Below are 12830 nucleotides of genomic sequence, written 5' to 3' on the forward strand. Positions count from 1 at the left end.
GCACGTGACGGAAGGGACCCGGGTCGGGGACGTCGGGGACGGGGAACTGGAACTACCGGAAGGACTGACCGCCGCGGAGGCCGGGATGTGGCAGGCCTTCCGCGACGGCAGCATGTACGACCTGCGGGTCGGGGACGCGGACGTCGACGATCCGCACGGCGGACGACCATGGGGCACCGACCGGACCGTGCGCGCCCGCGTCGTGTGCTGGCTGCTCCTCGACGGGCCGCCCGCGCTGGCGGGCCGCGTGTCGTCGCTGAAGCTCACCGGGGTGCGGATCAGCGGCAGCCTGGACCTCGCGGGCGGCACGGTGGTGCCGTACGTCGAGTTCCAGGGCTGCCGCTTCGACGGCGAGGTGCTGCTGCCGGAGGCCCGGTTCACGACCGTACGGCTGGTGAACTGCTCGGTGCCCCGGCTGGAGGCGGCCCGGGTCCAGACGGAGGGCGATCTGCACCTCCCGCGCTGCCGCTTCCACCGCGGCATACGGCTCACCGACGCCCAGATAGGCACGGACCTGCTGCTCAACCAGGCCGTCGTGGACCGGGACCGCGGCGGCCGGTCGATCGCCGCGGACGGTCTGAACGTCGGACAGGACCTCCAGGCCGAGCTGCTGGAGTCGCACGGCGAGCTGAGCCTGCGCGGCGCCACCATAGGCGTCTCGCTGAGCCTGCGCGGCGCCCGGCTGACCAGCCCGTACACCAGACACGCCCTGAACGCCCCGCAGCTGACCGTCGAGCGCACCTTGTACCTCACCCCGGCGGCCACCGGCGGCGCCCAGCTCAACGGCGCCACACCGGCGCGCGGGACCCGGGTACGGGCGTTCGAGTGCCGGGGCGGGGTACGGCTGGACGACGGCCGCTTCGGCGACGCCGTCGACTTCGAGCGGGCGCGGTTCGTGCTCACCGACGAACAGGAACTGTCGCTGCGCCGCGTCCAGGTCCCCGAGCTGCGGTTCCTCGGGGAGCGGCCGGAGCGGGGCCGGGTGGTGCTGTCCGGCGCGCGGATCGTCAACCTCGTCGACCGGGCGAGCAGCTGGCCCGGTCCCGGCCACCTCCAGATGAGCGGCTTCAGCTACGAGACCCTCGTGCCGCGCGGCCCCTTCCCGCTGGCCGAGCGGCTGCGCTGGGTGGCCGCCGCGACCGCCGAGTACCACCCGGAGCCGTACGAGCGGCTGGCCGCCGTACTGCGGTCGAGCGGTGAGGACGAGGACGCGCGCGAGGTGCTGCTCGCCCGGCAGCGGCGCCGCCGCGAGACGCTGCCCCTCGGGCCCAAGCTGTGGGGGTACGCGCAGGACTGGACGGTCGCCTACGGGTACCGGACCGGCCGGGCCGCGGTGTGGATGGCGGTGCTGTGGGCGGCGGGTTCCCTGGCCTTCGCCCGCGCGGGCCGCCCCGGGACCGGCGATTCGTCCGGGAACCCCCCGTGGAACCCGGCGCTTTTCGCCCTTGACCTGCTCCTGCCGGTGATCGACCTGGGGCAGGTCGGCGTCTGGCATCTGGACGGCGGCTGGCAGTGGCTGGCAGCGGCGCTGGTGGTGCTGGGCTGGGTGCTGGCGACGACGGTGGCGGCGGGGGCGACGCGGCTGTTGCGCCGCAACTAGGGCGTAGGGAGGGGGTGGCTGGGACCGGCCGTGGCCGTCGTCATCGGGAATCAGGGCGTCCGGCCGGGCATGCCCGCTCCACCGACCATTAGGCTTTTGCGCCGTGACCATCGTCCGGCTGCCGCTCTTTCCCCTGAACTCGGTGTTGTACCCGGGGCTCGTCCTCCCTCTGAACGTCTTCGAGGAGCGTTATCGCGCCATGATGCGCACGCTGCTGAAGGTGCCGGAGGACGAGCCACGCCGGTTCGCCGTGGTCGCGATCCGCGACGGCCACGAGGTGGCCCCGAGCGCGCCGGGCATGCCCGACCCGACGGCGGTGCCCGACCGGGGACCCGCCGCCGGGTTCGGCACGGACCCCGCCAAGGCGTTCCACGCCATCGGCTGCATCGCCGACGCCGCGACGATCCGGGAGCGGGCCGACGGCACCTTCGAGGTGCTGGCGACCGGTACGACCCGGGTACGGCTGCTGTCGGTGGACTCCTCCGGCCCCTTCCTCACCGCCGAGCTGGAGGAACTCACCGAGGACCCCGGCGACGAGGCGGGCGCGCTCGCGGAGGGGGTGCTGCGGGCGTTCCGGCAGTACCAGAAGCGGCTGGCGGGGGCGCGGGAGCGGTCGCTGGCGACCGGCGGCGAACTCCCCGACGAGCCGAGCGTGGTGTCCTACCTGGTCGCGGCGGCGATGATGCTGGACACGCCCACCAAGCAGCGGCTCCTCCAGGCACCCGACACCGCGTCCCGGCTGCGCGACGAACTGAAACTCCTTCGCGCCGAGACGGCGATCATCCGTAGTCTGCCGTCGTTGCCCGCGTCGGAACTGACGAGGGGCCCGACCAGCCTGAACTGAGAACCGATGGGCAAGATGGCGAAGAAGTCCAAGAAGCAGCAGCAGTCCGGCGGCACGCCCGCCACGGTGGCCCTGACCGCGGCGGGCGCCGCGTACACGCTGCACGCCTACGACCACGACCCCTCCCACCCCTCCTACGGCGAGGAGGCGGCCGAGGCGATGGGCGTCTCACCGGACCGGGTCTTCAAGACCCTGGTGGCCGACGTCGACGGCACCCTGACGGTGGCGGTGGTCCCGGTGGCGGGCTCCCTCGACCTGAAGGCCCTCGCCGCCGCGGTCGGCGGCAAGCGCGCCACGATGGCAGACCCGGCGCTCGCCGAACGCACCACGGGCTACGTCCGGGGCGGCATCTCCCCCCTGGGCCAGCGCAAGAAGCTCCGCACGGTCCTGGACGCCTCGGCCACCGCCCACGCCACGATCTGCGTCTCCGCGGGCCGTCGGGGCCTGGAGGTCGAACTCTCCCCCACCGACCTCACGACCCTCACCTCCGCGACCCTCTCCCCCATCGCCCGCGCCTGACCCCTCGACGAACGCCTGGTCCTCGACTAGAGAAACAGGGCATGTCGAAACGAACTCGCAAACGCAGGTGGCGCGTCAGGAAGCGCCGGGCGAACCACGGAAGGCGTCCGGCGTAGCAGCCGCCGTTGCGGGCAGTCGCGCCGCTGGGGCGATGGGGGTCCCCCTGCTCGAGCGAAGCCGAGAGCTTGGGGGAGGGTGGGCGCAACGGCACCCCCTGAGCGCCGGGCCGCGCGATCCGCCCCCGGGCCGCCGCCGGGCCGCGCGATCCGCCCCGGGCCCCCGCCGGGCCGCACGACCCACCCCCGGCCCCCACCCACGCCAGGCACCCGTCAGAGCTACTTCTGAGGAACCCCGTACGGCTCGACATCCCGGGGCCCGAACAACGCCGTAAGCCCCAGATGCACCACCAGCCCCGCAACAGGCCACGCCAACAACGCCCCCTTCGCCCCCAGCTCCAGCGGCGCGGCGAACGTCACCCCCCGCCCCACATCCTTGGCGTGCCCGATCACGTCCTCCGCGGGCCCGAGCCACACCCCCACCCGCCACGCGAGCACCGCCCCGAGCAGCCCCCCGACCCCCAGCGCGACCACCAGCGGCACACCCCCACGCCGCCGCAGCAGAAAGACGACGACCGCGCTGACCACCCCGAAGCCCAGCGCCAGCAGGGTGAACGTCCCGTCGACCCCGATCCGCTGCTCGCCCTCGTTGTCCCGGAGATAGACGACCCAGCTGCCGTCCACGACGTCCCCCACCAGCGGCACCCGCGGCGCCAGCCAGTTCCACAGCACCCCGAGGAGCACCCCGCCGAGCGCCAGCACCACCGTGACCACGGCGGCCTCGCGCAGTTCGGTCTTCATACCGGGCCCGTCCTGTCCGTGCCCGACGGGCCCGGCGGCCCCACCGGGCGACGGCGGCCAGGCCTCGTACGGCGACGGCTGTTCATGCGGCGGCGGAGGGGGAGTCAACGGAGCGGTCACCCTGACATCGTGCCAGGCCGCACCACGACACGCGTCACCGGACGGCCGCCCGGCGGTACGCCCAGGTCGCCACGGCCAGCGAGATCACCCCGACCCCGGCACACACCGCGAGGTCACCGGCGACCAGCGCCCAGTCCGGGTCCGCCGAGAAGGTGCGCGCGTACGCCTCGACGCCGTACGTCGAGGGCAGCAGGTCACGCAGCAACTGGATCGGCTCCGGCATCCGCTCGGCCGGGAGCACGCCCAGCAGCAGCGCCGCCGACATGCCCAGCTGCCCGAGCAGGGTGGCCAGTTCGGGGCGCGGCGCGAGCAGCCCGAAGGCCGCGCCGAGCCCGGAGAGTGCGGCGCCCGCCAGCGGGATCACCGCCAGCAGGATCCACAGATGGGTCAGCGGCAGCCCGAACAGGACGCAGCCGAACATCGCGGTGACCACGGTCCCGGGCACGGTGAACGACGCGTACGCGCCCGCCGCCCCCAGCACCACGGCCGCGGGCGGCACCGGCAGGGTGGCGTAGTGGTCGAGGCCCCCGGTGGCGCGCAACTGGCCGAAGTACTGCGCGAGCAGGTTCAGCGCGACGTACGCGACGACGACGATGGACGAACCGGCGACCACGGCCTGCGCCTCGCTGCCGCCGTCCACCACGCCCCGCATCATGACCATGATGCCGACGGACTGGAAGGTCGCCACGAACAGCAGCGGAATCCGCGCTACCCGCGCGCGCGACAGCTGGGCGCGGTAGACGGCCACCAGCGACGGCCACAGCCGCGCCCGCGGCCCCAGCTCGGCGGCCGGTGCGGCGTGCTCCTCGACGGCCAGGGCGCTGCCCGGCAGTACCTCCGCGGGTACGACACTCACGTCGCGCTGCTCCCCTTCCCAGGGTTCACGGTCCTGGAGTCCACTACGGACCCGGCGGCCCGTCCGCTCACCACGCTCACCACACTCACGCCTTGACCAGCCCCTGCCGCGCCGCCCCGCCGAGCGCCAGGTACACGTCCTCCAGGCTCGGCGTGGTCAGCGTGAAGTCGTCCAGGGCGGCGAAGGCGGCACCGCCGGTGACGGTGGAGACGACCGCGCGGGCCTCCTCCGGTCCGAGCCGCAGCGTCCAGCGGCGCCCGGACTCCTCGGCGCGCTCGCGCAGCGCGGCGACCTCGGGCACGTCCAGCGGCGCCCGCTCGCGCCACACCAGGTCGACCCGGACCTCCCCGGCGACCTGCTCCTTCAGCCCGGTGGGCGTGTCGCAGGCGATCACCCGGCCGCGGTCCATGACGGCGACCCGGTCGAGGACCGTCTCGGCCTCGATGACGTTGTGGGTGACCAGCAGCACCGTCGTACCGCGTTCGGCGCGCCGCCGGTCGACGGCGGACCACACCGCGCGGCGCGCGACCGGGTCCATGCCGGTGGTCGGCTCGTCGAGGACGAGCAGCGCCCGCTCGCCGACCAGCGCGGTGGCGAAGCAGGCCAGGCGGCGCTGTCCGCCGGACAGTTTCTTGAGCGCCTGTCCGGCGATCGCGGTCAGGCCGAGTTCTTCCAGTACGTCGTCCCGCTCGGCGCGCGCCGAGCGGGCGGCGAGTCCGCGCAGCCGTCCGGTGGTCTCGGCGGCGAGGGAGACGGTCAGTTCGTTGAGGGCGCTGGACTCCTGCCCGAGGTAGGCGAGGATCCGTGAGGCCCGCTCGGGGTGGCGCACGATGTCATGGCCGAGGATCTCCACGCCGCCGCTGTCGGGCCGCATCAGGCCGGTGATCTGGCGTACGAGGGTGGACTTGCCCGCGCCGTTCGGCCCGAGGAGCCCGAAGATCTCACCGCGCCGCACATCCAGCCGTACGTCGTCGGTGGCCCGCACCTCGGGGGTGCCGGGGGTGCCGCGGCGCGCGCGTACGGCGGGGTAGGTCTTGGTCAGCCCGCGCACGGCACACACGACCTCGTCCCGGTCCCGGTGTACCTCTGCCGCGCGTTTACTCACAAGGGACGAGCCTAAGGGGTCCGCGTGCGTCACCCGCGCGCGGGTCGGCCTCCGCGCCCCCTTTCGCTCACGGAGAGTCACGCCGGGGCCACTACTCCGCGGCCGGGGCGGGCTCCGCGGCCGTCGGTACGTCGATCTCCCGCCAGAACCCGGCCCGGATGGCGTACCGGTCGTGTTCGTCGATCTGGTCGTCCTTGTGGGCGAGCAGGCCGAAGCGGGCGGCGTAGCGCAGCAGCTCGCCGTCGACGCGGTGCGGGATGCGCGGGTAGAGCGCGGACAGCCGCTGGAGGTGGATCTGGTCACCGAGCCGGGAGATCCAGCGTCGCGCGAAGACCTGCCCCACCTCGTACGGGTCCCCGCCGACGGTGGTGATGTCCTCCTCCCGGTCGGCCCACCGCTGCTCGGCGGTGGTCAGCTGGGCGAGCGTCGGCATGGAGGCGGCCTCCGGCGGCTCGGAGGCGCCACCGGGCCGGTCCACCCAGCCCTTGTCGGAGGACCAGCGCAGGGTCGCGGTGGGCGGCTGCTGGGCGGTGGTCTGCGGGCCGGGGGCGCGCAGCGCGGCGAGGTCCTTGGGGGTGGGCACGCCCTTGGGTGCGGGGACCCGGTCCTCGGCGGGGCGGGACGCGGTGGCGGTGGCCGCGGCGGGGTGCTGGGACTCGTCGACGGAGGGCTCGCCCGACGCGGAGAGCGCGGACTCGGGCAGCGGCGCGGAGAGGATCGCGGCGATCTCGGGACGCGGCACGGGCGGCGGCGCGCACACCCCGCCGAGTTCCTTCGCGCGGACGGCCTTGGTGATCCAGGCGCGGTCCAGCACCCGCCGCTCGTCGGCCTCGGCGACCAGGTCCTCGGACTGGTTGTAGTCGCCGTCGGCGGCCTGCACGGCCCACAGGTGTACGGCGACACCGTGCTCCTTGGCGGCCATCATCCCCGGCAGCAGATCCCCGTCGCCGGTGACGAGGACGACGTCGGAGCAGGCGCGGTTGCGGGCCAGCTCGGTCAGCTCGGCGTGCATGGCGGCGTCGACGCCCTTCTGCGCCCAGCGCCCGTCGCTGCGGGTGAGGGCGCCGAGCCGGACGGTGACCCGGGGCATCACCCGCAGCCTGCGGTGTTCGGGCTGGGGGACGCGGTCGGGGGCGCCGTCGAACCAGTAGATGCGCAGCAGCTGGCGCTCGGTGTCGGACTCGGCGCGCTCGCGCAGCCCCTGGATGAGGGCGGCGTGGTCGACGGTGATACGGGACCGCGAGGGCTCCCCGGCGAGGAGACTGGCGGCGGCCCCCAGCAGATACCCGGCGTCCACCAGGACGACGCAGCGGTCCACGCGACTCACCCTCTTCCCGGGAGGTTTGCTTTGGGCTTCCTTCGAGTCTGCCCGACCGTGCGGAGGTTAACGGTCCGAACTCGATCTTCGGCGTGGCGTTTCGGGCGGGCGGGTCGCGACCGCCCCTGTCACACACGGTAATTATCCGAAATGCGCCCTCTGTCAGCGTATGTGAATCTGGTCCCGGCTCTGGCCCCCAGATCCCCCACAGGAGGCAGATCACCATGGGCAAGAACAAGAACCGTGAGCGGAAGCAGCCGCAGGCCGAGCGTGTGCCGCAGGACGCACAGCAGTCGGCGGTGGTGTCGTCGGCGGAGGAGCGCCTGACCCAGGCGACGCCGGGCGATGTGGCGCGCAAGGGCCGACAGAAACGCTTCGGCCACAACTGACAGCTGCTAACGGGCGGTTACCGCCCACACAGCCGAGGGGCGCGTCCGCTGCCGGACGCGCCCCTCGCGCACATCGAGTGCCTGGCTCAGCCCGCCAGGCAGGACGGGCCGAGGAGCACCTTCAGATCACCGAAAAGCGCCGGGTCCGGCTTGACGCGGTGCCGGTCCAGCCGCAGCACGGTCGTCTTCGTGGGCCCCTGGAGCTTGATGCGCACCTCGCTGTCGCCCCGGTGGTGGCTGAGGATCTCGCCGAGGCGGCTGACCATGGGCGGGGTGACCCGGGTGGCCGGGATGGTGAGCACCACGGGCGCGTTGGTACCCGCGTTGGACAGGTCGGGGACCTGGAGTTCCATCGCGACCAGCCGGGGCACGTCCTCGCGCTTGTCGAGCCTGCCCTTCACGAACACCACGGCGTCCTCGACGAGTTGGGTCGACACCAGCTGGTAGGTCGCCGGGAAGAACATGCACTCGATCGACCCGGCGAGGTCCTCCACGGTGGCGATGGCCCAGGCGTTGCCCTGCTTGGTCATCTTGCGCTGCAGGCCGGAGATGATGCCGCCGATGGTGACCACCGCGCCGTCCGCGTGCTCGCCTCCGGTGAGCTGGGAGATGCCCGCGTCAGCCTTGTCGGACAGGACGTGCTCCAGGCCGAAGAGCGGGTGGTCGGAGACGTACAGACCGAGCATCTCCCGCTCCTGGGCGAGCAGATACGTCTTCTCCCACTCGTCGGTGGAGAACTCCACGTCGAGCCCGAAGCCCGGCTCGCTGCTGTCGTCCTCGCCCATGCCGCCGAAGAGGTCGAACTGGCCCTCGGCCTCCTTGCGCTTGACCGCGACCACGTTGTCGATCATCGGTTCGTACTGCGCGGTCAGGCCCTTGCGGGTGTGGCCCAGGGTGTCGAACGCGCCCGCCTTGATCAGCGACTCCGTGGTGCGCTTGTTGCAGGCGACCGCCTCGACCTTGTCGAGGTAGTCGGGGAAGGAGGCGTACTTCCCCTTCGCCTTGCGGCTCTTGATGATCGACTCGACGACGTTGGTGCCGACGTTGCGCACGGCCTCCAGGCCGAAGAGGATCACGTCGTCGCCCTGCGCGGCGAAGTTGTGCACCGACTCGTTGACGTTCGGCGGGAGTACCTTGATGCCCATGCGGCGGCACTCGTTGAGGTAGATCGCCGACTTGTCCTTGTCGTCCTTGACGGAGGTCAGCAGGGCGGCCATGTACTCGGCGGGGTGGTTCGCCTTGAGGTAGGCGGTCCAGTACGAGACCAGTCCGTACGCCGCCGAGTGCGCCTTGTTGAACGCGTATCCGGCGAACGGGACCAGCACGTCCCACAGGGCCTGGATCGCCTCGTCGCTGTAGCCCTTGTTCTTGGCACCCGTCTGGAAGATGACGAAGTTCTTCTCCAGCTCCTCGGGCTTCTTCTTGCCCATCACACGGCGGAGGATGTCGGCCTCGCCGAGGGAGTAGCCCGCGATGATCTGGGCGGCCTTCTGCACCTGCTCCTGGTAGACGATCAGGCCGTAGGTGACGTCCAGGACCTCCTTGAGCGGCTCCTCCAGCTCGGGGTGGATGGGCGTGATCTCCTGCTGGCCGTTCTTGCGCAGGGCGTAGTTGGTGTGTGAGTTCATGCCCATCGGGCCCGGCCGGTACAGGGCCGAGACGGCGGAGATGTCCTCGAAGTTGTCCGGCTTCATCAGCCGGAGCAGGGAGCGCATGGGCCCGCCGTCGAACTGGAAGACGCCGAGGGTGTCGCCGCGCTGGAGGAGTTCGAAGGTCGTCGGGTCGTCCAGCGGGAGGCCGAGGAGATCGATGTCGATCCCCTTGTTGGACTTCACCATCTTGACGGCGTCGTCCATGATCGTGAGGTTGCGCAGGCCCAGGAAGTCCATCTTCAGCAGGCCGAGCGACTCACAGCTCGGGTAGTCCCACTGGGTGATGGTGACGTTGTCCGTGTGCCTGACCCAGACCGGGACGTGCTCGGTGATGGTCTCGCTGGACATGATCACGCCGGCGGCGTGCACGCCCATCTGCCGGACCAGGCCCTCGACTCCCTTGGCGGTGTCGATGACCTTCTTCACGTCCGGTTCGTTCTCGTACATCGCCCGGACCTCGCCCGCCTCCGAGTAGCGGGGGTGCTCGGGGTTGGTGATGCCGTCGAGGTTGATGCCCTTGCCGAGGACGTCGGCGGGCATGGCCTTGGTGACCCGGTCGCCCATGGCGTACGGGTAGCCCAGCACGCGCGCGGAGTCCTTGATGGCGTTCTTGGCCTTGATGGTGCCGTAGGTGCCGATCATGGCGACCTTGTCGGCGCCGTACTTCTCGGTCACGTACCTGATCACCTCGACGCGCCTGCGCTCGTCGAAGTCGATGTCGACGTCCGGCATGGAGACGCGCTCGGGGTTGAGGAACCGCTCGAAGATCAGACCGTGCGGGATCGGGTCGAGGTCGGTGATGCCCATCGCGTAGGCGACGATCGAACCGGCCGCGGAGCCCCGGCCGGGGCCGACCGCGATGCCCTGGTTCTTGGCCCACATGATGAAGTCGGCGACCACGAGGAAGTAGCCCGGGAACCCCATCTGGATGATGACGTCCATCTCGTACTCGGCCTGCTTCTGGCGGTCCTCGGGGACGCCGCCGGGGAAGCGGCGCGCCATGCCGCGGCGGACCTCCTCCTGGAACCAGGTGACCTCGGTGTAGCCCTCCGGGATGTCGAACTTCGGCATCAGGTCGCGCTTCTCGAACATGCCGGTGGTGTCGACCATCTCGGCGATGAGGAGGGTGTTGGCGCAGCCCTGCTGCCAGGCGTCCGAGGAGTCGATGGCGTACATCTCGTCGGTCGACTTCAGGTAGTAGCCGGTGCCGTCGAACTTGAAGCGGTCGGGGTCGGAGAGGTTCTTGCCGGTCTGGATGCACAGCAGCGCGTCATGGGCGGACGCCTCGTGCGCGTACGTGTAGTGCGAGTCGTTGGTGACCAGCGGGGGGATGCCGAGCTTCTTGCCGATCTCCAGCAGGCCGTCGCGGACCCGGTGCTCGATCTCGATGCCGTGGTCCATCAGCTCCAGGAAGTAGCGGTCCTTGCCGAAGATGTCCTGGTACTCGGCGGCGGCCTTCAGGGCCTCGTCGAAGTGGCCGAGGCGCAGCCGGGTCTGGACCTCGCCGGAGGGGCAGCCGGTGGAGGCGACGATCCCCTCGGACCACTGGGAGATGGTCTCCTTGTCCATCCGGGGCCACTTCTGGAGCCAGCCCTCCGCGTACGCGTCCGAGGAGAGCCGGAAGAGGTTGTGCAGACCGGTCCTGTTCACGGCCCACATCGTCTTGTGGGTGTAGCCACCGGAACCCGAGACGTCGTCCCGCTTCTGGTGCGGCTGGCCCCACTGGATCTTGCGCTTGTTGCGCCGGGACTCCGGGGCGACATAGGCCTCGATCCCGATGATCGGGGTGATCCCGGCCTTCTGCGCGGAGTGGAAGAAGTCGTACGCCCCGTGGAGGTTGCCGTGGTCGGACATGGCGATATGCGTCATGCCCATCTCATTGCAGGCGTTGAACATGTCCTTCAGCCGCGCGGCACCGTCCAGCAGCGAGTACTGGGTGTGGACGTGCAGGTGCGTGAACGGCGGTTTCGACACGTTCGGCCTCCTAGGAGAACAGTCGGCGACAGGCTGCGGACAGTCTGGGGGGACAGCGTCGAAGTCTATGCCCCGGCACTGACACTCATGGGCCTCATCCACGTACCTTCGGGCGGAGGTCTGTCGGACGGATCCCGAGGGCCGCGGGCACTCCCCCGCGTCCTCGGACGTTACGACGATGACGGCCACCGTCACCCGAGAAGCCAGGCACCAGGAGGCACCCACCGATGTCGGTCCCGCAGCTCAGCGCCGAGCCCCGCGGCGAGGAGATCCTCACCGTCTTCGACACCGCCTTCGGCGAACTGCTCGCCGCCGACCCGGCCGCGTTCCGGGTGAAGTTCCGCAAGATGGCGGCCTCCGCGTTCGCGTTCTACCGGGGCACGGCGAGCCTCTTCTACCACGACCTGGAGACCGAGAAGCGCGACGGCCCGTTCCTGGACGACCGCACCTCGCGCGTGTGGATCCACGGCGACCTGCACGCGGAGAACTTCGGCACGTACATGGACTCCACCGGCCGCCTGATCTTCAACGTCAACGACTTCGACGAGGCCTACGTCGGCCCCTTCACCTGGGACCTCAAGCGCTTCGCCGCCTCGATCGCCCTGATCGGGTACGCCAAGGCGCTCAGCGACGAGCAGATCACCGAGCTGGTGGGGATCTACGCCGCCGCCTACCGCGAGCGCGTGCACGCCCTGGCGACCGGCGCCAAGCGCGACGAGGTGCCGCCCTTCACCCTGGACACCGCCGAGGGCCCGCTGCTGGACGCGCTGCGCGACGCCCGCTCCCTGACCCGCTTCGGGCTGCTGGAGTCGATGACGGAGATCCGCGACTTCGAGCGCCGCTTCGCCCCCGGCGGCGGCTCCATCGAGCTGGACGCGGCCACCCGCTACAAGGTGCTGGCCGCCTTCGACGGCTATCTGGAGACGCTCCCGGAGTCCTCGCTGACCCGCCCCGACTCCTACCGCGTGAAGGACGTCGTGGGCCGCCGCGGCATCGGCATCGGCTCGGCGGGGCTGCCGTCGTACAACATCCTCCTGGAGGGCAACAGCGACGCCCTGGAGAACGACGTCGTGATCTACATCAAGCAGGCCCAGACCCCGGCCGTCTCCCGGCACATCACCGACCCCGCGATCCGCGACTACTTCCTGCACGAGGGCCACCGCACGGTGATCTCCCAGCGCGCCCTCCAGGCGCACGCCGACCCGTGGCTGGGCTGGACCGAGCTGGACGGCTCGGGCCAGCTCGTCGCCGAGGTCTCGCCGTACGCCGTGGACCTGGACTGGGACGACATCGACGACCCGGAGGAGATCGCGGCCGTCGTGGCCGACCTGGGCCGGGCGACGGCGACCATGCACGCGGCGGCGGACGACACGTCCGGAGAATCGCTGGTGCCGTTCTCCACCGAGCGCGCCATCGACGCGGCGATCGCCGCCGACGAGGACGGGTTCGCGCCCCTGCTGGTGGACTTCGCGCACCTCTACGGCGCACGCGCGCGTGCCGACCACCAGATCTTCGTCGACCTGTTCCGCAACGGCCGGATACCCGGTCTGTGACGCGCATGAGCCGCCTCACAGGAACCCTTTAGGAGTCCCTTAC

At 71.3% G+C, this 12830-nt stretch carries 10 protein-coding genes; 5 read left to right on the top strand and 5 right to left on the bottom strand.

Annotated elements, in window-relative coordinates:
- Positions 1 to 4: 4 nt before the first annotated feature.
- The 3 genes from ACFVQG_RS16435 to ybaK all read left to right on the top strand — a co-directional run bounded on the left by ACFVQG_RS16435 (position 5) and on the right by ybaK (position 2963).
- Positions 5 to 1600: an oxidoreductase gene (locus tag ACFVQG_RS16435; protein ID WP_383382558.1), complete on the top strand. Its 1596-nt coding sequence runs from the start codon at positions 5 to 7 to the stop codon at positions 1598 to 1600.
- A 103-nt stretch (positions 1601 to 1703) separates the two neighbouring features.
- Entirely contained in the window at positions 1704 to 2444 is a 741-nt protein-coding gene (locus ACFVQG_RS16440; protein WP_383382561.1) for an LON peptidase substrate-binding domain-containing protein, read from the top strand.
- Between the two features lie 15 nt (positions 2445 to 2459).
- Positions 2460 to 2963, top strand: a complete 504-nt coding sequence (gene ybaK / locus ACFVQG_RS16445; protein ID WP_383383818.1) for a Cys-tRNA(Pro) deacylase — start codon at positions 2460 to 2462, stop codon at positions 2961 to 2963.
- A 335-nt stretch (positions 2964 to 3298) separates the two neighbouring features.
- Here ybaK and ACFVQG_RS16450 read toward each other — a convergent pair whose 3' ends face one another.
- The 4 genes from ACFVQG_RS16450 to ACFVQG_RS16465 form a co-directional block, all read right to left on the bottom strand.
- Positions 3299 to 3940, bottom strand: a complete 642-nt coding sequence (locus tag ACFVQG_RS16450; protein ID WP_383382565.1) for an AAA family ATPase — start codon at positions 3938 to 3940, stop codon at positions 3299 to 3301.
- Positions 3941 to 3974: 34 nt separating this feature from the next.
- Positions 3975 to 4796, bottom strand: a complete 822-nt coding sequence (locus ACFVQG_RS16455; RefSeq protein WP_383382568.1) for an ABC transporter permease — start codon at positions 4794 to 4796, stop codon at positions 3975 to 3977.
- 85 nt (positions 4797 to 4881) lie between these two features.
- Positions 4882 to 5856 (bottom strand): ABC transporter ATP-binding protein, encoded by a 975-nt coding sequence (locus ACFVQG_RS16460; protein ID WP_383383821.1) that lies wholly within the window; start codon positions 5854 to 5856, stop codon positions 4882 to 4884.
- A 136-nt stretch (positions 5857 to 5992) separates the two neighbouring features.
- Positions 5993 to 7219 (bottom strand): NYN domain-containing protein, encoded by a 1227-nt coding sequence (locus ACFVQG_RS16465; protein ID WP_383382571.1) that lies wholly within the window; start codon positions 7217 to 7219, stop codon positions 5993 to 5995.
- 224 nt (positions 7220 to 7443) lie between these two features.
- Here ACFVQG_RS16465 and ACFVQG_RS16470 point away from each other — a divergent pair, with 224 nt between their 5' ends.
- On the top strand, positions 7444 to 7608 hold the full coding sequence (locus tag ACFVQG_RS16470) for a hypothetical protein (protein WP_383382574.1): 165 nt from the start codon (positions 7444 to 7446) through the stop codon (positions 7606 to 7608).
- Between the two features lie 86 nt (positions 7609 to 7694).
- Here ACFVQG_RS16470 and dnaE read toward each other — a convergent pair whose 3' ends face one another.
- Positions 7695 to 11234 (bottom strand): DNA polymerase III subunit alpha, encoded by a 3540-nt coding sequence (gene dnaE / locus ACFVQG_RS16475; RefSeq protein WP_383382577.1) that lies wholly within the window; start codon positions 11232 to 11234, stop codon positions 7695 to 7697.
- Between the two features lie 227 nt (positions 11235 to 11461).
- On the opposite strand from dnaE, the gene ACFVQG_RS16480 reads away from it, so the two are divergent.
- Entirely contained in the window at positions 11462 to 12787 is a 1326-nt protein-coding gene (locus ACFVQG_RS16480; protein WP_383382580.1) for a DUF2252 domain-containing protein, read from the top strand.
- The last annotated feature ends 43 nt before the right edge of the window (positions 12788 to 12830 follow it).

The organism is Streptomyces sp. NPDC057877 (assembly GCF_042796855.1).
Classification (GTDB): domain Bacteria; phylum Actinomycetota; class Actinomycetes; order Streptomycetales; family Streptomycetaceae; genus Streptomyces.

What these genes read in the sequence shown, in the direction of transcription:
- ybaK (WP_383383818.1), top strand. Translation starts at nt 2,460, where the DNA reads ATGGCGAAGAAGTCCAAGAAGCAGCAGCAGTCCGGCGGCACGCCCGCC.
- ACFVQG_RS16470 (WP_383382574.1), top strand. Translation starts at nt 7,444, where the DNA reads ATGGGCAAGAACAAGAACCGTGAGCGGAAGCAGCCGCAGGCCGAGCGT.
- ACFVQG_RS16480 (WP_383382580.1), top strand. Translation starts at nt 11,462, where the DNA reads ATGTCGGTCCCGCAGCTCAGCGCCGAGCCCCGCGGCGAGGAGATCCTC.